The organism is Martinezella hainanensis, assembly GCF_900094555.1.
Lineage (GTDB): Bacteria > Pseudomonadota > Alphaproteobacteria > Rhizobiales > Rhizobiaceae > Rhizobium > Rhizobium hainanense.
On the sequence record NZ_FMAC01000007.1, the window covers coordinates 188,868 to 208,554 of the forward strand.

19 protein-coding genes are annotated in these 19,687 nt (G+C 58.6%); 11 read left to right on the forward strand and 8 right to left on the reverse strand.

Annotated elements, in window-relative coordinates; genetic code table 11:
* Positions 1-44: 44 nt before the first annotated feature.
* The 6 genes from GA0061100_RS22315 (at position 45) to GA0061100_RS22340 (ending at position 6,631) form a co-directional block, all read left to right on the forward strand.
* The gene (locus GA0061100_RS22315) at positions 45-1,316 is read left to right on the forward strand and encodes an ABC transporter substrate-binding protein (protein ID WP_075854936.1); all 1,272 of its coding nucleotides are present in this window, start codon (positions 45-47) and stop codon (positions 1,314-1,316) included.
* Positions 1,317-1,372: 56 nt separating this feature from the next.
* Positions 1,373-2,236 (forward strand): carbohydrate ABC transporter permease, encoded by an 864-nt coding sequence (locus GA0061100_RS22320; protein WP_075854937.1) that lies wholly within the window; start codon positions 1,373-1,375, stop codon positions 2,234-2,236.
* Complete coding sequence (locus tag GA0061100_RS22325; protein ID WP_075854938.1) at positions 2,233-3,057, forward strand: carbohydrate ABC transporter permease; 825 nt, start codon at positions 2,233-2,235, stop codon at positions 3,055-3,057. The genes GA0061100_RS22320 and GA0061100_RS22325 overlap by 4 nt, the downstream gene beginning before the upstream one ends.
* Before the next feature lie 3 nt (positions 3,058-3,060).
* Positions 3,061-4,041, forward strand: coding sequence for an ABC transporter ATP-binding protein (locus tag GA0061100_RS22330; protein ID WP_075854939.1), 981 nt, complete (start codon positions 3,061-3,063; stop codon positions 4,039-4,041).
* Between the two features lie 46 nt (positions 4,042-4,087).
* Positions 4,088-4,522 carry a hypothetical protein gene (locus GA0061100_RS34450; protein ID WP_143525505.1) on the forward strand — a complete coding sequence of 145 codons (435 nt, stop codon included), beginning with the start codon at positions 4,088-4,090 and terminating at the stop codon, positions 4,520-4,522.
* A gap of 174 nt (positions 4,523-4,696) precedes the next feature.
* Positions 4,697-6,631 (forward strand): methyl-accepting chemotaxis protein, encoded by a 1,935-nt coding sequence (locus GA0061100_RS22340; RefSeq protein WP_075854941.1) that lies wholly within the window; start codon positions 4,697-4,699, stop codon positions 6,629-6,631.
* A gap of 157 nt (positions 6,632-6,788) precedes the next feature.
* Here the strand turns inward: GA0061100_RS22340 and GA0061100_RS22345 are convergent, their stop codons facing one another.
* Both GA0061100_RS22345 and GA0061100_RS22350 read right to left on the reverse strand, forming a co-directional pair.
* On the reverse strand, positions 6,789-8,180 hold the full coding sequence (locus GA0061100_RS22345) for an aldehyde dehydrogenase family protein (protein WP_075854942.1): 1,392 nt from the start codon (positions 8,178-8,180) through the stop codon (positions 6,789-6,791).
* The gene (locus GA0061100_RS22350) at positions 8,170-9,828 is read right to left on the reverse strand and encodes an acetolactate synthase large subunit (RefSeq protein ID WP_075854943.1); all 1,659 of its coding nucleotides are present in this window, start codon (positions 9,826-9,828) and stop codon (positions 8,170-8,172) included. The genes GA0061100_RS22345 and GA0061100_RS22350 overlap by 11 nt, the downstream gene beginning before the upstream one ends.
* Before the next feature lie 523 nt (positions 9,829-10,351).
* On the opposite strand from GA0061100_RS22350, the gene GA0061100_RS22355 reads away from it, so the two are divergent.
* Positions 10,352-10,555, forward strand: a complete 204-nt coding sequence (locus GA0061100_RS22355; protein ID WP_047631453.1) for a cold-shock protein — start codon at positions 10,352-10,354, stop codon at positions 10,553-10,555.
* A gap of 59 nt (positions 10,556-10,614) precedes the next feature.
* Here the strand turns inward: GA0061100_RS22355 and GA0061100_RS22360 are convergent, their stop codons facing one another.
* Together GA0061100_RS22360 and GA0061100_RS22365 are read right to left on the reverse strand one after the other, a co-directional pair.
* Positions 10,615-10,881, reverse strand: coding sequence for a WGR domain-containing protein (locus GA0061100_RS22360; RefSeq protein ID WP_143525506.1), 267 nt, complete (start codon positions 10,879-10,881; stop codon positions 10,615-10,617).
* Positions 10,882-11,059: 178 nt separating this feature from the next.
* Positions 11,060-11,770, reverse strand: coding sequence for an SDR family NAD(P)-dependent oxidoreductase (locus tag GA0061100_RS22365; RefSeq protein WP_075854944.1), 711 nt, complete (start codon positions 11,768-11,770; stop codon positions 11,060-11,062).
* Positions 11,771-11,901: 131 nt separating this feature from the next.
* Between GA0061100_RS22365 and GA0061100_RS22370 the strand changes: the two genes are divergently transcribed.
* Entirely contained in the window at positions 11,902-12,825 is a 924-nt protein-coding gene (locus GA0061100_RS22370) for a LysR family transcriptional regulator (RefSeq protein WP_075855117.1), read from the forward strand.
* A 142-nt stretch (positions 12,826-12,967) separates the two neighbouring features.
* The gene (locus tag GA0061100_RS22375) at positions 12,968-13,618 is read left to right on the forward strand and encodes a glutathione S-transferase family protein (RefSeq protein ID WP_075854945.1); all 651 of its coding nucleotides are present in this window, start codon (positions 12,968-12,970) and stop codon (positions 13,616-13,618) included.
* A 61-nt stretch (positions 13,619-13,679) separates the two neighbouring features.
* Here GA0061100_RS22375 and GA0061100_RS22380 read toward each other — a convergent pair whose 3' ends face one another.
* Positions 13,680-14,273, reverse strand: coding sequence for a TetR/AcrR family transcriptional regulator (locus GA0061100_RS22380; protein WP_075854946.1), 594 nt, complete (start codon positions 14,271-14,273; stop codon positions 13,680-13,682).
* A 135-nt stretch (positions 14,274-14,408) separates the two neighbouring features.
* Here GA0061100_RS22380 and GA0061100_RS22385 point away from each other — a divergent pair, with 135 nt between their 5' ends.
* Positions 14,409-15,632, forward strand: a complete 1,224-nt coding sequence (locus GA0061100_RS22385) for an MFS transporter (protein WP_075854947.1) — start codon at positions 14,409-14,411, stop codon at positions 15,630-15,632.
* A gap of 77 nt (positions 15,633-15,709) precedes the next feature.
* Here the strand turns inward: GA0061100_RS22385 and GA0061100_RS22390 are convergent, their stop codons facing one another.
* Positions 15,710-16,351, reverse strand: coding sequence for a Pr6Pr family membrane protein (locus GA0061100_RS22390; RefSeq protein WP_075854948.1), 642 nt, complete (start codon positions 16,349-16,351; stop codon positions 15,710-15,712).
* Between the two features lie 118 nt (positions 16,352-16,469).
* Positions 16,470-17,684, reverse strand: a complete 1,215-nt coding sequence (locus tag GA0061100_RS22395; protein ID WP_075854949.1) for a beta-ketoacyl-[acyl-carrier-protein] synthase family protein — start codon at positions 17,682-17,684, stop codon at positions 16,470-16,472.
* Between the two features lie 96 nt (positions 17,685-17,780).
* Here GA0061100_RS22395 and GA0061100_RS22400 point away from each other — a divergent pair, with 96 nt between their 5' ends.
* Entirely contained in the window at positions 17,781-18,065 is a 285-nt protein-coding gene (locus tag GA0061100_RS22400; protein WP_075854950.1) for an acyl carrier protein, read from the forward strand.
* Positions 18,066-18,208: 143 nt separating this feature from the next.
* Here GA0061100_RS22400 and GA0061100_RS22405 read toward each other — a convergent pair whose 3' ends face one another.
* The gene (locus GA0061100_RS22405) at positions 18,209-19,513 is read right to left on the reverse strand and encodes an Nramp family divalent metal transporter (protein WP_075854951.1); all 1,305 of its coding nucleotides are present in this window, start codon (positions 19,511-19,513) and stop codon (positions 18,209-18,211) included.
* Positions 19,514-19,687: the final 174 nt, after the last annotated feature.

Consider the following 19,687-nt stretch of genomic DNA (forward strand, 5'->3'; position numbering starts at 1 on the left):
CAGGCAGCTCAATTCATTCCGGTCTTCAGGAGGAGGAAATGACTATGAGAATGATGAAGTGCGTCCTTGCCGCAATTTCAATGTCGCTGGCAACGGGCGTCGCGCATGCCGACGTGACGCTCAGCGTCCTGATTGACACCAACCCCGAATCCATCGCGTCATTCGATGCCGTCTCCAAGGCCTATATGGAAAAGCATCCGGATGTGAGCTTCGACGTCGAACAGCGCGCCGGTGGATCGGAAGGCGACAACATCATCAAGACTCGTCTTGCGACAGGCGAAATGGCCGATGTTTTTCAATATAATGCCGGATCGCTGTTTCAGGCCCTGAAGCCGGAGCAGACGATGGCTGATCTGAATGATCTTTCTTCGGAAGCCGGAATTCTCGACAGTTTCAAGAAGGTCGTCACGAGCCCCGACGGCCATGTTCGTGGCATCCCATTCGGCCCGGCCATGGGTGGCGGCATCTTCTATAACCGCAAGATCTATGCCGAGCTCGGCCTTACGCCACCCAAGACCTGGGCAGAATTCATGGCCAACAATCAGAAGATCAAGGCGGCCGGCAAGGTGGCGATCGCCCAGACCTACGGCACGACCTGGACGTCACAGCTTTTCGTGCTTGCCGATTTCCACAATGTCCAGGCCGAGATCCCCGATTTTGCCGCCAACTACACCGCCAACAAGCAGAAATACGCCAATACACCCGCTGCCTTGCGAGGGTTCGAACATCTGGAAGAGGTCGCCAAGGGCGGATTTTTCAACGCCGATTTCGGCGCGGCGAGCTTCGACGACGGCATGCGCATGGTCGCCACCGGCGAAGCCGCTCACTATCCAAATCTCACTTTCGGCATCGGAAACATACAGCAGAACTTTCCCGACAATCTGAAAGATCTCGGTTTCTTTGCGCTTCCCGGAACAGATGCCGCCAAGAACGGCCTGACCGTCTGGATGCCGGCCGCACTCTATGTCTCCGCGAAATCGGAGCATGTCGAAGAGGCCAAGAAATTCGTCGACTGGGTCGGCTCCAAGGAGGCCTGCGAGCTGATGGCAAAGGCCGTTCCTTCAGGCCCCTATCTCGTGAGGGGATGCGAGTTGCCGAAGGACATTCCGCCGGTCGTCTCCGACATGCTGCCGTATTTCGAGACGGAAGGGCACGCAACTCCGGCATTGGAATTCCTGTCGCCGATCAAAGGGCCGGCCCTCGAGCAGATCACCGTCGAGGTCGGGACAGGAATCCGCTCCGCCAAGGACGCCGCGGCTCTCTATGATCAGGATGTCGAAAAGCAGGCCAAGCAACTTGGGCTGCCCAACTGGTAACCTCCCAGCCGATCCCCCGCCCGGCATCGGTCCGGGTGGGGGTCCAAGGTAGCTCCATGGCCACACGCAAATCACCCTATCCCTATTGGTTCGTTCTGCCGGCAGCCGTGATATTCACGGTTCTCTTTCTGGTGCCGACCGTCGCTTCCTTCTGGTTCAGCCTGACGCGCTGGGATCTCTTTACCACCCAGTTTATCGGCCTGGACAACTATCGCCAGTTCTTCCGGGAACCATTTCTGATCCAAGGTCTGGTCAACACGATCATCTATGCGGTGATGACTTCCGCTACGAAGACGATCCTGGGTCTGCTGCTCGCAGTCCTTTTGACCTCAGGCATCTGGGCGCAGGGCTTGCTGCGTACCGTGATCTTCTTTCCGGTTCTCGTATCGACCATCGGTGTCGGTATCACGTTTTCCGTATTCATGCATCCGACCCGCGGCCTGATCAACGTCACGCTCGCTGCCATTGGCATCCACGGACCCGGCTGGCTGACAGACCCGGCACTGGCGCTCTATTCGATAGTCTTTGTCGATCTCTGGAAGGGCATCGGTCTGGCAACCGTCATCTATATCGCCGGTCTCGCCTCGATCAGCCCCGATTATTATGAAGCCGCCAGGATCGATGGTGCAACACGTCGCCAGATGTTTTTCCGCGTCACCGTTCCGCTGGTGAAACCGGCAACGATTACCGTCGTGACCCTGTCGCTGATCGGTGGATTGCGCAGCTTCGACCTGATCTGGGCGATGACGCGCGGTGGCCCGGGCTTCTCCTCGGATGTGCTGGCAAGCGTCATCTACAAGCAGTATCAGGCCGGATTCTACGGTCTGTCGACAGCAGGAAATGTCATCTTGCTCATCCTCATCGGCGCGATCATTCTACCGATAACTGCCTGGTTTAACCGTAGGGAGGTGGACCTTTGACCCGCCGTCAACTTTATATCGGCATTACGTCTCTGACTGCCTGCGGCTTGATATTCGTCTTGCCCTTCCTGTTCATCTTCATAACTGCTGCCAAGACAAAACAGGAAGCGGCGTCATTGACCTTCACTCTGCCTCATGAATGGCAGCTGGTGCAGAATTTCATCGAGGTTATCCAAACGCGCAATTACATGCTTCTGTTGGCATATTTCAATTCAACCATCATCACTGTTGCCGCCGTTTCGCTGCTTGTTCTGCTTGGTGCCATGGTCGGTTATATTTTGCAACGCCGCCCATCCGGCTGGAATAGAATTATATATGGTTGTGTTCTTGCCGGCCTCATGATCCCGCCTGCCGTTGTACCGACCATCTGGGTTCTGCAGTCGATCGGCCTGTTCAAATCCATATCGGGAATGATACTTATTCAAGTTGCCTATGGTCTTGCTTTTACCGTCCTCATGTTCCGTAGCTTCATCGCGACAATTCCGCGCGATCTTGACGAAGCAGCAATCATCGATGGAGCAAAGCCGCTGCAGATCTTCTTTCGCGTCGTGCTGCCATTGCTGCAGCCCGTGACCGTGACCATCATCGTCGTGCAGTCGATCGCCATCTTCAACGACTTCACGAACCCTCTCTATTACCTGCCTGGCAGGGAAAACGTAACGGTGCAGCTGACGCTCTACAATTTTCAGGGGCAGTTTCAGACGCAGTACAATCTTCTGTTCATGAATATTCTATTGGTGACGATCCCGCCGCTCATCGTCTTCGTGTTCTTCAACAGGCAGATCGTCGCGGGCATGACGGCCGGCGCAGTGAAAGGATGAACCATGGCAAGTGTCGTTCTTCAGAACATCCGCAAGGACTTCGGCAGTTTGACTGTGATGAATGGTGTCGATCTGACCGTCGAAGCCGGGGAATTCTGCGTCTTCGTCGGCCCATCCGGCTGTGGAAAGTCCACTCTTCTGCGCATGATCGCGGGATTGGAAACCTCGACTTCGGGCAAGATTTCCATCGACGGCAAGGACGTAACGGACGCCGAGCCTTCGGCGCGCGGCATCGCGATGGTTTTTCAATCCTACGCGCTCTATCCGCATCTGACGGTCAGCGAGAACATCGGCTTCGGCCTTTCGCTCGCCAGGCGCCCGAAGGCTGAGATTCAGGAAAAGGTTCGGCAGACTGCCGATATTCTCCAGCTCTCGCATCTGCTGGATCGGAAGCCGAAGGCGCTCTCCGGCGGTCAACGGCAACGTGTCGCGATCGGCCGGGCAATTATTCGCAATCCAAAGGTTTTCCTGTTTGACGAACCTCTCTCCAATCTCGACGCATCCTTGCGATCGCAGATGCGGATGGAACTGACCGAACTCCATGCCAAACTTGGAGCCACGATGATCTATGTCACCCATGATCAGGTCGAGGCAATGACGATGGCAGACAAGATCGTCGTGCTCAACGGTGGCCGGATCGAACAGATCGGAACGCCGATGAGCCTTTATCACGACCCGGCCACGCCTTTCGTCGCGGGCTTCATCGGATCGCCGAAGATGAACCTGTTTGAAGGCGAAGTCGCCGCCAGGGAGGGATGCACGACCTACGGAATCCGGCCGGAACATATCGCGCTTTCCGCGACGGAAGGCAAATGGCAAGGGCGCGTGCGCCACATCGAACGGCTCGGCGCGGACACGGTCGTCCATCTGGACGTCCCCGAACTGACATCGCTTGTCGCACGCACCGACGGCGATCGGCCGATCCAGATTGGCGAGGCTTTGTTCGCCACGCCGCTGACCGGCAAGGAGCACAGATTTTCATAACAGCAACCCTCTTGATCCTGCAAGTGGCGAGCTTGATGGGTTTCGCGTGACGGCTGCAGGAAGAGATTGGCGGGCGTCCTATGATAACGAAAATGCTCGGGCTTTCAGCTGCCGGGTTGTAAATCCGTGGCGACGGCAACCTCATCGCGGCGGTCAGGAAATGCGCCGGCTGAGATATGGAAAATCCGTCACGGGGACGTTGTTGTGCGTCATGGCCGCCAAGGTTGCCTGGTTCATCGGCCATGACACGCGCGCCAATGTAGGCGAGGGTTGCAGTTTGTTGGCCTTTCCACGCAATTATGACAATTACAGATTGTATAGCAATGACAACATTGTCGTTTTACATGGTATAATGCAAGCAGATGCACTTCATTACCGCCAAGCGGCTACTGATGATTTGCAAATACTCATGAAATATACAATTTCTTGGTTACTTACCAAGTATTTGAATTATTTAACTAAAATTATGCAATTCTGGTGATCATTAATTATTTTCTTAGACATGTCTGGCTTCTTTAGCATTGCAGCGCCAAATGCGACGAGCAGAATGCTCCTTGCCTGCAATGTTCCCCGTCTTCAGAGCAGGTAATCGCCGACCTATATCGGTCTTCGTCGTGTAGGCAGCAGCCAGCTCGCTAAAAATCAACGAGCCGCCATGTCATTTCTTCAGAACGCCAAGATCCGCACGAAGGTGCTCTCCATCATCATTCCGATCTGTCTGATCGGGATCGCAGGTGTCCTTGTCGTATCGAGCCAGTATAAGGACACGGTTGCCACCTACTCGAATTTCATTGCCAAGGATGAAACGGCGGCGGTGGAGATGTCCAGAGCCAGCCAGCGCCTGACCGGATTGAGCTATAACGCCTATCAGATCCTGATCTACAGCTCGAAAGATCCGGAAATGGCGTCGTTCTCGAAGCAGTATGAGGAGAACAAGAAGGTTCTTCTCCAACGCTTCTCGACGGTAAGACAGTTGCTCCCTTCCGATGCGGATGCAGTCAACAAGCTGGCAGCAAAAGCCGACGATATCCTCGTCCTTACAGACCAGGCCGTGAAAGCCGGACAGGTCGATGACAACAATACGGCCGCCAGGCTCTTGAAGCAGGCAGACCCGATGATCGATGACGAAGTCGTTGCGATTCGCCAATGGCTCGATACGTTCAACAAGAACATCAATGACAAGAGCAATATGCTGGATGAGCATGCGAGCGGCACGATCATGAACGCCCTGATCGCGCTCGGCGTTCTTTTTGCCGCCGCAATCGTGATCGCCATTCTCGTTTCTGCGCGCGGCATTTCCGCTCCGATCGAGCGATTGCGAGCCCGCATGGTATCGCTTGCGGAGGGACATACTGAAGAAGTGGTTTCGGGGATCGAACGCAAGGATGAAGTCGGCCAGATGGCTGCGACCGTCTCCATCTTCCGCGATCACGCCATCGAGCGCATCAGGCTGGAACAGGAGGCCAGCGCCAATCGTAGCCTTTCCGAACGGGAAAGGCTTGAACGCGAAGCGCAGAAGGCCAAGGATGCGGCAGACACGCAATTTGCCGTCGATGGCCTGGCAGGCGGCCTGGCCGAGCTTTCGAACGGCAATCTGGTCTATCGCATCGAGCAGCCCTTCGTCACTCACCTCGATCGTCTGAGGGCAGATTTCAATGCCTCGATGGCGAAGCTGGAGGAGACGCTGCGCTCCGTTGGCCAGGGCGGTCAGGCTATTGCCGCCGGTGCCAGCCAGATCCGGTCCGCGGCCGATGATCTCTCCAAGCGCACCGAGCAGCAGGCGGCCTCCGTCGAGGAGACGGCGGCTGCGCTTGAGGAGATCACCACGACCGTCAAGGATTCCACCCGGCGCGCGGAGGAAGCAAGCTCGCTGGTCGGACGCGCACGCATCGGCGCCGAAAAGTCCGGCGAAGTCATGCAGGATGCGATTGCCGCAATGGAGGCAATCTCGAAATCCTCGGGCGAAATTTCCAACATTATCGGTGTCATCGACGATATAGCCTTCCAGACGAACCTGCTGGCTCTCAATGCGGGCGTCGAGGCAGCGCGCGCGGGGGAAGCGGGCAAGGGCTTTGCCGTCGTCGCGCAGGAAGTGCGCGAGCTGGCGCAACGATCCGCCACGGCCGCCAAGGAGATCAAGGCGCTGATTTCGACATCGGGCCAGCAGGTCGACAGCGGCGTCAATCTCGTCACGAGAACGGGACAATCGCTGCAGCAGATCGTCAAGGAAGTCGAAGAAATCGACCGCAACGTGCGAGCGATCGTCGAGGCCGCCCGCGAGCAGGCGACCGGCCTGCAGGAGATCAACACGGCCGTCAACAGCATCGACCAGGGAACGCAACAGAATGCCGCCATGGTCGAGGAATCCACCGCGGCAAGCTACAGTCTTGCCAAGGAGGTAACCGCCCTGAATGAGCTGCTCGGACAGTTCAACCTGCAAAATGGCCGCAGCCATGTGCGACCGGCTGCAGTCACGGAACGATCCAGCCCCGCCGCCTCGCCTGCGCGCGCGCTGCGCTCCAAAATCGCCGGTGCATTCGGCGGTTCCGGTGGGACCGCAGCCGCATCGGCATCCTGGGAAGAGTTTTGATCTTTAAGCCTGATCCAGTCCTTGAAGGATTGCCAGGCTTCAAAATCAGGGATCGCGGTCACACTGACCGCGATCCTGCTGTCTCGAGGCAGCATTCGATCGATTGCGGCAAGACCATCGCCGGATAGTCGGCGGAATGACGCTTGCCAGGGCCTGCCTAGCTGACGCCGTTGAACACCACCATCTTGTCGTCGGCCATCTCTTCCATCGTCCATGGAATGCCGCCGACGCCATACCCAGACTGCCTCCGCCCGGCAAAAGGCATCCAGTCGGTTCGAAAAGCCGTGTGGTCGTTGACAAGCACCGCCGACGCATCCAGATGCCTTGCGGCCTTGAGAGCGACGGCTATGTCGGAGGAAAAGACGCTGGCCTGGAACGCATAAGGCAGCGAGTTGGCTATACGGATCGCTTCGTCAACGTCGCTATAGCCGTAAACACAGGTCAGTGGTCCGAAGACCTCCAAGCGCGATACCTTGGCGTCCGCCGGCGGATCGAGCAGGACAGAAGGCAGAAGCGTGGTCTCGGACAATCGCCCTCCCCCGAATTGCCTTGCTCCGGCATCGGTCGCTTCCTTGATCCAGCTTGCAACGCGATCCGTCTCGCGCGGCAGGATCAGCGGCCCGACCTCCGTCTCCTTCAGCGCGGGATCACCGACACGGAGGCTTGCGACCTTTGCGGCGAGCGCCTCCGTGAAACTTGTGAGAATGTCATTGTGCACGAAGAGGCGCTGCGCCGACACGCAGACCTGCCCCGCGTGATAATATCCGCCCTTGACGATCGTGCCGACGATGGCGTCGACCTTTGCGCTGCGGTCGACGATGACGGGAGCCGCTCCGCCGTGTTCCAGCGCGCATCGCGTTCCTGGCGGCAGCTTGCTCTTTAGATACCAGCCAACTTTCGCCGAGCCGATGAAGCTCAGGAAAGCGACACGCTGATCTGTGGCAAAGCTCTCGGCAAGCGCATTGTCCTCGGTGATAAAGGTCTGGCACCAGCGTTCGTCCAGTCCCGCCTCCCAAAACAGCTTGACGATCTCGATGCAGGAGATCGGCGTGGTCGCGGCCGGCTTGACGATGACCGGGCAGCCGACAGCCACGGCCGGCGCAATCTGGTGGATGATGAGATTGAGGGGGTGGTTGAACGCCGATATTGCCGCCACGACGCCGATCGGCTCCTTGGTGGTGAAGGCCCACCGGTTGGCGCTGGCCGCTGTCAGGCCCATCGGGATTTCCTTGCCGCCAAAATTGCGCAGTTCGTCCGCCGCATTGACGAGACCGTCGATCCCGCGCGTGACCTCGATGATGGCATCCGTCAGCGGCTTGCCGCCCTCGCGGGCGATCATGAGGGCAAAGCGATCGCGGTTCTCCGCAAGGAGCTCGGACACTCTTCTGAGGATCGCCATCCTGCGATACGCCGGCAACCAGCCGTCACGATCGGCATAAGCTTTCGCGGCGACGTCGAGCTTGTGCTCGAGAGAGGCGGCATCATCGGTCGGGATTTCCGCAATCAGCTCGCGATCGAATGCCTGATAGACCTTCAGGTTAGGCGTCATCTTGATCCTCCAGAATGGCGGGAAGCCGCTCGCGCAATTCCTTCACCAGCACACGTTCGTTTTCCGAATAGTCGACGGGGACGTTCACCAGATGAACACCACCGCCGGCAAAGGCATTTTCGAGCGCTTGCTTGAACTGGCTGATATCGTCGACCCTCGTTCCCATGGCACCATAGGATTGTGCATATTTCACGAAATCCGGGTTGCCGAACGTCATTCCGAAGTCCGGGAATTCATCCACCGCCTGTTTCCAGCGAATCATGCCATAGGCATCGTCCTCGATCACAAGAATGACGAGGTTGAGCTTCAGCCGTACGGCCGTCTCGATCTCCTGGGAATTCATCATGAAGCCGCCATCCCCGCAGACCGCCATGACACGCCGTTCCGGATAGAGCATCGAGGCGACCATGGCCGATGGGAGGCCGGCGCCCATCGTTGCAAGGGCGTTGTCGAGCAGCAGGGTGTTCGCCATGCGCGTCCGATAGTTCCGTGCAAACCAGATCTTGTACATGCCGTTGTCCAGCGCCAGGATGCCGTCATGCGGCATGATCTCACGGATGTCATGGACCAGCCGCTGGGGCGTGAAGCGATCCTCCGTGGCTCGATCCGCAATGCGATTAAGGATGCGTTCCCGCAGATGCAAAAGGGCCTGCGCATTCGGCAGCTTGCCTTCGAGCCGATCCGCCAGCGCCTTCAACGATGGGCCGATGTCGCCGATGACTTCCGATTGCGGGAAATAGACCTGTTCGACGGTCGCCGGCTGATATCCGACATGGACGACGTTCGGACCGCCCTTGCCCATGATGAAGGGCGGCTTCTCGATCGTGTCATGACCAATGGTGATGATGAGATCGGCCTGTTCGATCGCTTCGTGAACGTAGTCCCGCTCCGACAAAGCGGCAGTGCCCATGTAGAGCTCGGTTCCGCCTGGGACCGTTCCCTTGCCCATCTGGGTCGTGAAGAACGGTATACCGGTGCGGATGACGAATTGTGCGATGTCCGATGTCGAGCGGGGGCGCGAGGCTGCGGCGCCTAGCATCAGCAACGGGCGTTTCGCCGCGATGATGAGCGCAGCTGCGCGATCGAGCGCCGCGTCACTGGCGATCGGCAGCTCCAGCTGATGCGGGGCGATCAAGGCGACCGGTTCGCATTCCTCGGCGGCGATGTCCTCCGGAAGCTCGAGATGGACCGGCCCCGGCCGTTCCTCCTGTGCGATCCGGAAGGCTTCCCTGACCATCGTCGGGATCATCTGCGGCGAGACGATCTGCCTGGCAAGCTTGGTGAGCGGCTTCATCGACGCCACCACGTCGACCACCTGGAAGCGGGCCTGCCGGGACGAAAGTATGCCTTTCTGGCCGGTGATCATCACCATCGGCATGGCGCCGAGCAGCGCATATGCCGCGCCCGTCGAAAGGTTCAGGGCACCCGGTCCGAGCGTCGTCAGGCAGACGCCCGGCTTGCCCGTCAGGCGGCCGTAGGTTGCGGCCATGAACGCAGCCGCCTGCTCATGCCTGGTCAGCACCAGCTGGATCGACGATTTGCGGATAGACTCGACGACGTCGAGATTTTCTTCGCCTGGAATCCCGAAGATACGGTCGACACCCTCGTTTTCGAGTGCGGCCACCAGGAGATCGGAGCCTTTGGTCATGGATGGAGCTCGTGCTTGTTGGCAGATTGATTTACGCTTCCGCAACTGGAAGGACGGGCTTCAAGAATAGATCCTTTTGCCGTCCAGTCCATCACAGTTTGCATCAGATTCCAGTGACCGCGAATAGCCTGTGCCGTGCATCCCGAGCGCAGCGAATGCCTGGCGACGGCATGCCCAATCGAACCATGAATACCTCGGGGGATAGTCATGGGGAAGCATCCTGCAACCGATAAACCCCTCTCGCTATAACTCATAAATGCCGCCAATCTTGAGTCATAGAGGGCACGGCTATCGCTCATGCGCTGAGACCAGATCCAGCCTGCTGGCCGCTACCAATGATCTTCCAGCGATCCCGCCCCCTCGTCTTTCGCGAAGGCATTTGAGGATTAAACAGCGGTCCAAGCTCAAAGAATTGCATTTTTTATTGCAGCCTCTTTAGGACGACTGCAGCAGATGTGCTTGATCTGACAGCAGATGCCCGCTAGGTTGCCGCCGCGATCAACTGCAAAGACATGGGGATTTCATGCCGACTGGCACGGTTAAGTTTTTCAACACCGATAAGGGCTTTGGCTTCATTACACCGGAAAGCGGGGGGCCTGACGTTTTCGTTCACGTCTCCGCCCTGCAATACGGCAACGTGCTCAGAGAGGGACAATCCGTCTCCTACGATCTGGGCCAGGACCGGAAGACCGGCAAGTCAAAGGCGGAAAACGTCAGACCGCTTTAATCATTATGGACACGTCACTACCCGAGATCTCGGGTAGTGAACTCGGGCGCCATGGGAATTCATGTGAGCGCCCTACCTCGCAAGGGGCAAGGGCGGTAGCCTTTTGCCCGCTTCTGCCGCGTGAGCGCGAGAAACAGCCTGACGGCCTCCCTCTCGTCCTCGAAATGATGCGCCATCGTCTGTCCGCTGAAGCCTATGCGGCCCCATCGTCGGGTAAGACACGCGTCGCCGAATAATGTCGTCGATATCTCCAGCGCATAGTAACGGGCCATGTTCTTCGCGACATTGGTGCGTTCGACATAGAGCTGATAAGGTTGAGTAAGCATGCCGGAAGAATCGTCGATCGCGTGACTGCGGTCCAATGAGTGTTTTGAATCGGTCGGCCAGCTTCGATTCATTTCCGTTATGTATTCGGCGATTTGCCGAACCATCTTCAGCCGACGCGGCGAGCGCCATCTCCGATCCAGCAATACCTCAAGGCTTACGTCCCGCCTCGGCAGCGGGTCACCACGGAACCATTCGACCCATATAGTCCAGATATTCGAGGCTCTGTTTGCCGCGCTGATTGAGAAGCACGTTCACCAGGTTTGGAATGCTTTCTTCGATCGTCAGCCGCCCGTCGGGCCCACCCAGATCGGTCTTGACCCAGCCAGGCGCCATGAGCACCAATGTCCGCCCATCGCCTGAGTGCCGTGCGGCATAGCTGCGCATAAACGTGTTCAAGGCCGCCTTGCTGCCGCGATAGACCTCCCGCATGCCCGTCGTATTGTTGCTGACGCTTCCCTGTCCTGACGACATGATGCCGATCAGTCCCGTGGACGAGACCAGATCCTGCAAGCCTTCCACTGTCCGCATCGGGCTCAAAGCGTTCGTCACCATGACACGGACGAATTCCTCGGTCGTCACCTCCCCGATCGTCTCGGTCGGAACATTCGTCGTCCCGGCATTGACGAACAGCATATCAAAGACGCGACCGTCGAGACGCTCGCGCAGCGAGGCAAGCTGCGCCGGCTCGTTGATATCGAGCGTCTCCAGGGTGACTCGGCCGTTGGAACGGTCGGCCAGATCATGCAGTTTGGTCCTCGATGCCGACGCGCGCACCGTGCCGACAACGGACCAGCCCTTCTTGAAGAATTCTTCGGCCATGGCGTGGCCAAGCCCGCGCGATGCACCAATGATCAAGATGCTGCCGACAGACGATGATGATGACGGCATGGGGCACGCCTCCTTTGTTTGCTGTGAGCCCAATATGAAAGCTCGGCCTGGATTTCTCCAGGCGCACAGGATGCAAAGAATAGTTGCGCCAGACGCTAGGCATGTCGATCGATCTGGTCTACCCAATTGTCATGGAAGACATAGACCTCAATCTTCTCGTCGCCCTTGATATCCTGCTTGCCGAGGGGAGCGTGACGGAAGCCGCGAAGCGTCTTGGCTTGAGCCCTTCCGCCATGAGCCGCACGCTGTCGCGGCTGCGCGCTGTGACGGGTGATCCATTGCTCGTCAGGGCAGGCAGATCCCTCGTGCCGACGCGATTTGCCGAAACACTCAGGGATCGCGTTCACGCCGTCACGCAGGATGCGCGGGCCATTCTTCGGCCTGCGGCCGGCGAGCTCGATATTACCACATTGGACGCCACGTTTTCGATTCGCGTGAGCGAAGCCTTTCTCGAGCTTCTGTCAGCGCCCCTCGTCGCGGCCATCACGCAAGCGGCGCCCCGCCTTCGCATCCGCTTCGTGCTCAAGCGGGACAAGGAACCGCATATGCTGCGGGAAGGACTGATCGATCTGGAAATCGGCGTCTTAGGCGTGCCTGCGCCGGAGCTGCGCACGCGACTTCTGCTTCGCGATCGGCTGATTGGAGTGGCACGAGAAGGCCATCCTCTGCTGACGGGCGGGGCGATAACGGCAAAGCGCTATGCAGCCTGCGGCCACATCGCTGCTTCCAGAAGAGGAGAATTTGCCGAAGTGGTCGACGAGGCTCTGGAAAGGAAAGGTCTGAAGCGGGAAATCCGCGTTGTGGTGCCTGGGTTTCCGGATGCAATGAGAATTGCAGCTTCGACGGATTTCATCGCGGCCGTCCCCCTCTCCTGCCTCGGCAAGAGCAAGCTGAACGAACCGGTGGCCGAGCTTGGTATCCGAAGCTTCGAATTGCCGTTCGAAACGCCGGAAATACTCATTGCCACCATATGGCATCCGCGCGTCGACGCCGACCCTGCCCATAGATGGCTGCGCAATATCATCACGCGCGTCTGCCGCGCGGCCCATCCATGAATTGATCCAGCAGACGGTTGAACTGCAAAATGAGGAGCATTGGCCCGCGTCGCGCTCGGCTGCGGAAAGTATCTTGAAAATGGAGTGTCGGAATCTCGTTCAGCCAATCGTCTTTAAGGCAGACAAGCCATGGAGAGCAGCAATGACGATAACGATCACCGCCTTTGAAAAATCGCCGGACCGCGGTAGGGGTCTGGCGCGCGACATGCGCGTTCGCTGGGCGCTCGAAGAAGTCGGCAAACCTTATGAAGTGCGTCTCCTCTCCTTCAAGGCGATGAAGGAGCCCGCGCATCTCGCCCTTCATCCCTTCGGGCAGATCCCAACCTACGAAGAGGACGGCCTCGCCCTATTCGAATCGGGGTCGATCATATTTCATATCGCAGAGCGCCATTCCGGCCTCCTGCCCGACGATGCCAAGGCGCGGGCGCGGGCGATCACATGGATGTTTGCTGCTCTCTCCACGGTGGAGCCGCCGATCATCGACCGCGCAAACGCAAGATTCCAGGAACGCGATCAGACCTGGTATGAGCAGCGCCTGTCCATGGCCGACGAACGCATCCGCCAGCGGCTCAACGAACTTTCCGAATACCTGGGCAGCGCCGACTGGCTTGAGGACGCGTTCAGTGCCGGCGATCTTCTGATGATATCGGTTCTGCTAAGACTGAAAGACTCGGGCATATTGCAGGAATATCAGAACCTTTCCGCCTATGTCGCCCGCGGCGAAGCCCGGCCGGCATACAGACGGGCTTTCGATGCTCAGCTTGCGGTCTTCACTGCCGCATCGGGCGGCTGACGAGGTTCCATCCACTGCCTGCCGCGAGGAAATATAGTCGCGATCACGAGCCTCGAGGCAATCAATCCTTCTCGATGCGCAAGCCTTCAAGGAAGGTCCGAAATGCGCCAACTACCCGTTTCGAAGTCGTCTCGGGATCGTCCGAATTGGCTATCCATTGTGCAGCACAGCTGCTTGCCGCATTGATGAGGCGGGCGCCGGCTTCCGGGTCGATATCAACGATGATGCCCTCTTCGCGAAGGCAAAGAAGGCTCTCCCTGATCGTGGCGATGCAACCATTGGCGCTCGGCCATGCCGAGGGATCGCCAAGTACAGCGGCGCCGTCACGAAACATGATGCGCTGGATTTCGGGCTCCAGCGCCATCTCGACGTAGCCGACATTCTCGTCAACGAAAGCCTGCCAACGCGAGGGCGCTTTCGACGAGATCTGACAGAGCCTTGCGGTCATTTCCGCATCGATCTCGTTGACGACGGCCTGCAACAATCCCTTCTTGTCGCCAAAATGATGGTAGAGTGCTCCCCGCGTCAGCCCAGCGGCCGCAGTAAAGTCATCCATCGATGCCTCGGCATAGCCGACGCTACCAAATGCCTTACGGCCAGCGGCGAGCAGCTTGGCTCGCGTCTCCGCAATCATTTCACTGCGAGGTTTGCGCATTGCGTCTCCGTCGATCGGTCACATTAATTCCCATACGCTGCGTATATTAGTTGACATACGCGGCGTATGCAATTATTTCATTCACATACGTCGCGTATGTCTGCGGCCATTTCGTTCGATACAGGGAATGTTCCAATGTCCAATCCGTATAGAGAGATTTTTCGCGCACCGGGCGCCAAGGGTTTTTCGGCCGCAGCTTTCTTTGCCCGCCTTCCGCTTGCCATGGCTCCTATCGGCATCGTCGCCATGCTGTCGCAGACGCGTGGCGAATATTGGCTCGCCGGCGCCGTTTCGGCGACCTTCGCCCTGACCAACGCTTTTGTCTCGCCGCAGATATCGCGCTTCGTCGATCGGTTCGGCCAGCGTGCGGTCGTCGCGCCGGCCACCATCGTCTCGGTCGTCGCCTTCATCATTCTCATCATTGCGGCAAGCCAGGGCTGGTCGGCCTGGACGCTGTTCGCCTCGTCCTTCTTCGCGGCGGTCATGCCGAGCATACCGGCCATGGTGCGCGCTCGCTGGACGGAGATCTTCCGAGGCCGGCCCGAATTGAATACGGCCTTCGCATTCGAGTCCGCAGCCGATGAGCTTGTCTATATCATGGGCGCGTCCCTTTCCGTCGGGCTTGCGGTCTCGCTGTTCCCGGAAGCCGGTATGGTCGCCAGCACCATCTTCCTTGCGCTCGGATCGGCGGCCTTCCTGATGCAGCGATCGACGGAACCCAAGGTGCGCGCGACCAGCTCCGAAGGCCCGCAACATTCGGCGATCTGGCAGCGGCCGGTCCAGATCATCACGCTCGCGCTGATCTTCGTCGGCGCCACCTTCGCCACAGCGGAAGTCAGTGCCGTTGCCATCACCAAGCAACTCGGCCAACCGGGCGCCGCAAGCATCGTCGTTGGCGTCTATGCACTCGGCTCCTTCGTCGTCGGTCTCATCATTGGAGCGCTGAACCTCAAGATGCCGCTACAGCGCCAGCTGCTGGTCGCCGTCAGCGTCCTTGCCCTCACCTCCCTGCCGCTTCTTGCTGCCAGCACCTCGGTCGCCCTGCTCGCCTTCGCCGTCTTCCTCAGCGGCATCGCCATTTCCCCGACCTTCATCACGGCCTTCGGCTTGATCGAACGCCGCGTGCCAGAGGCCATGCTGACGGAAGGCGTGACCTGGGTCATGACCGGCATCGGTATCGGCATGGCACTTGGCGCCTTTGTCTCCGGCTGGGTAGTGGACAGCTTCGGGCCTGCAAACGGCTTCTGGGTTTCGGTCGCCGCGAGCATCACAACCGTCGCGGTCGTGGCGTTCGGCCAGGCAAGCCTTTCCGGCACGCGAGCATCCAACCCGGCCGCCGTTACGCAACTGGCGGAATGAGCGGACCGCCAAGCTCGAACAAGAGCCACGCGGCGGCGTATTGGTCAGTGACGAATTTGCCTTCGCAACAACATTGCCTATGCGCGCCGAAAGACCCGTTGCTTGGCGCCGACCCAATCGAGAAAAGTCAGCACTCCCCCCAAAGCCAGGAGGGCTGATGCCAGCAGCCCCATGTTCAGCAATACCTCTTCAAGGCCGATATCGCGAACATCCAGGAATGGGTAAGGGTAGAAGTGCGAGATATATCCATGCGCAAGCGTGTAAACAGAATAGGCCGCGGGAAAAGCCAGCCACCAGAGCACATCGCGCCAGGAAAGCTTGCCGCGCTCACTTAGAAAAATCCAATCCGCGGCGTACAGCAGCGGAACGCAATAATGGAGTATCTGGTCTCCCAGCAGCTGCCAACCGCGAGGGTGCCAAACATCCCTTAGCATCAAAACATAGACGATGCCGGCGATTCCCACGTAAAGAAGAAGGGCGCTTCGCACCGACGGCTTGTTCGCCCACTGGCCAATCGGCGAGAGCGGCGCAATTTGAGCGCAAAGCAGTGTCATGGCGAGCAGAAGATTGGATTGTATGGTGAAATAGCTGAAGAAATTCACCGTCATTGTCAGCCGTGAAACGTGCATGCCCGGTATGATGGCGACATATGAGACGGCGACACCCGACAAAGCGAGCAGGACAAGCAGATAGCGATAGATGCGGGTCAGGCCTGTCATGAAGTTCCTGCTATCGATTTTGAAACGATACCAATTTTGTACTCGATGTCATGCTCACTTACTTGATTGCCCGTGCTGTGCCATGTCGCGTAGCACCTAATCCCCAGTTTCCGGCAGACTAAGCGTCATACCGCTTGAAAGCGAGGACTGCATTCAATCCGCCAAAGGCAAAGGAGTTGCTCAATGCCACGCGGATTGGCTGAGAGCGAGCCGTGTTGGGCACGATATCGAGATCGCATTCCGGATCGCTCACGGTGAAATTGGCGGTCGGCGGTATTGTCTCGGTCTTTAAGGCAAGCGCCGTGGCGACCGCCTCCAGCGCTCCGGCGGCACCAAGCGTGTGGCCGTGGACCGCCTTGGTCGAGCTGACCGCGATCTGATCCGCGCGGCCATCAAAAACCGTGCGGATGGCGCGGCATTCCATCGCATCGTTCGTCGGCGTACCGGTGCCATGTGCATTGATGTAATCGACGGACGCAAGCTCAAGCGCTGCATCCTTCAGAGCCGACTGCATCGCCCTGACCGGTCCATCCAGCTGCGGTTGAGTGAGATGATGTGCATCGGCGGACATGCCGAAGCCAACGATTTCCGCATAGATCTTCGCGCCACGTGCAATGGCGGCTTCAAGAGGTTCGAGCACCAGTATCGCGCCGGCCTCGCCTAGATTCAGGCCTTGTCTGTCCTTGGAAAAGGGCCGGCAAGGCTCGGGATCGACAACCTGCAGCGCATCCCATGCCTTCAGATAGCCGAAGCTGAAAGGCGCTTCGCTCCCCCCGGCGATGGCCAGATCAAGCGTGCCCTGGCGCACCATCCAGAAAGCCTGGCCGATCGCGTGCGCCGAGGAGGCGCATGCCGTCGAAAGCGTGAAAGACGGGCCGGTCAGGCCGAACTCCATCGAAATCGCAACCGTCGCCGCGCAAGGCATCACTTTTGGAATGGTAACCGGATTGACCGGCCGCGCCGTGCTGCCATAGAGCCTCAGAAAGGCTTCATCCTGGGTTGCCTGCCCGCCGATCGTCGAGCCGGTAATGACGCCCGTATTGCGCTTGAGCGTCTCGGTCCACTCGATCCCCGCATCCCCTATCGCCTCGTGAGCGGCCGACAAGGCCAATTGCGCGAAGCGATCGAGATAGCCGAGCTTCTTGCGATTGATCTGCTGGTCCGGTTGAAAATTACGCGCAACAGCGCCATGCCGGATATTGAGACGGCTTTCGTCGAATCCTTCCAGCGGACCGAAACAATGCCGTCCAGTTTTGACGGCCTGCCAGAATGGCTCAACTCCATTGCCCGTTCCGGCAACGACGCCCATTCCGGTAATCGCTACTCTGCGCATGCTATTCTCCTCAGCGTCTCGACATCGACATTTCAGCCCAGCTTAATCTTGCGATGGAATAACCGGTTTCCCGCAACCAGTTTTGTGGAGAGATAAATGACTGAGCCACACCCTCCTATCGCCGACAAGCTGCGCGACCTAATCGCGGATTTTCTCGGCGTTCCGCCTGCTGAATTGACGCCGGAGCGGAAGCTGGAAGAATTCAACGTCGACTCGTTCGATTTCATCGAAATTCTGTATCTCATTGAAGATAAGACAGGCCTTGAAATCCCCGCCAGCCCCACCGAACTCCGCGGCAAGATCGACTGTATTGGAGACATCTATCGTCTCGCAGAAGAATACGCGATTGCGGCAAATCAAAAGCAAGCATCGAACGGCTGAAGAAATCCTTCGGCTCTGACGCGACGCTGATCGATGCATGCCGTCATCGAGCGGCGAGCTGTCGGCCCGCCGCCCTTTCTGCCGAATGACGTGATGTTTTTCGAGCTGGCCTTCTCTATGAGGCCAGACACGGCGGCCCTGTCTCAGCCGAGCTCGGGGATCGGAATGCCGAAGGTCTGGAGAAGCAGAACCACGTTGAGGCACAGGATGACGATGGTGCCGACGATCGCGGCGATATCGGTCAGCCGGCCGTTTGCGAAGTCCCCCATGATGGCGCGGCTGCGCGTGAACATGACCAGCGCGATCATTGGAACCGGCAGCGCGAAGGACAAGACGACCTGGCTGTAAAGCAGGGCGTCGGTCGTATTGACCCCGAAGAGGACGACCACGAAGGCCGGCAGCATCGTCACGAGACGACGCACCCAGATCGGGATGCGGAAGCCGACAAAGCCCTGCATGATCATCTGGCCGGCCATCGTGCCAACGGCCGACGACGAAATGCCGGACGCCATCAGCGACACGAGGAAGACGGCGGCTGCGGCACCACCCAGAAGCGGCGTCAGCATGTGATAGGCGGTCTCGATCTCGGCAACCTCCGGATGGCCGGCATGAAAGGCAGCGGACGCCATGACCACCATGGCGATATTGACGGCACCGGCCACAGCCAGCGCGATGATGCATTCCCAATTCGAAAAGCGGACCAGCTTGCGCCGCTCGAAATTGTTGCGCGCCGGCGCGCGATGCTGCGTGAGACCGGAATGCAGATAGACGGCATGCGGCATGACCGTCGCGCCGATGATGCCGACGGAGATCGTCAGCGCGGTCATGTCAGGCATGGAAGGGGTTATCAGCCCCATGCCGACCTGCCCCCAGGCGACCGGCGCGATGAACATCTCGATCACGTAGCAGAGGCCGATGACGGCCACCAGCGCGCCAATGATGAGCTCCATCGGCCGGAAACCACGGCCCTCGAACAAGAGGACGCCATAGGTGACGATGGCGGTCACCGTCATCCCCGCCAGAAGAGGCATATGGAAAAGCAGCGATAGCCCAATGGCGCCGCCAAGGAACTCGGCCAGATCGGTCGCCATGGCCGCGACCTCGCTGACGATCCACATCGCGATGCGAACCGGCGTCGAAAACTGATCATGGCATATCTCGGCGAGATTGCGGCCGGTGACGATGCCAAGCTTGGCGGACAGCGCCTGGAACAGCATGGCGATCAAATTCGCCATCAGCACCACCCATAGCAACGAATAACCATAGCTGGATCCGGCCTGGATGTTCGTCGCGAAGTTGCCGGGGTCCATGTAGGCGATGGAGGTGATCATGGCGGGGCCGGCAAAGAGCAACATCGCACGGACACCTCGCCGCCGTCCGGCAAGCACCTCTCGAATCTGCTCATCGGTCCGCTCCGACAATGTCGGCTGCCTCACTATTTCCGTCATCGCATTTCTCCAGCCTGGGGGTCTGTCGCCGATTTCTACTTGCAACTCATTCTTAATTGCACGATATGGGAAATCGGGCGGCCGTCAACCATTTTTGCAAATCACTATCATTTGCAAAAAGAACAAAGCTGCCCCTAGATGCAATTAAGTCTCAATATTGACAAGGAGGTAGGC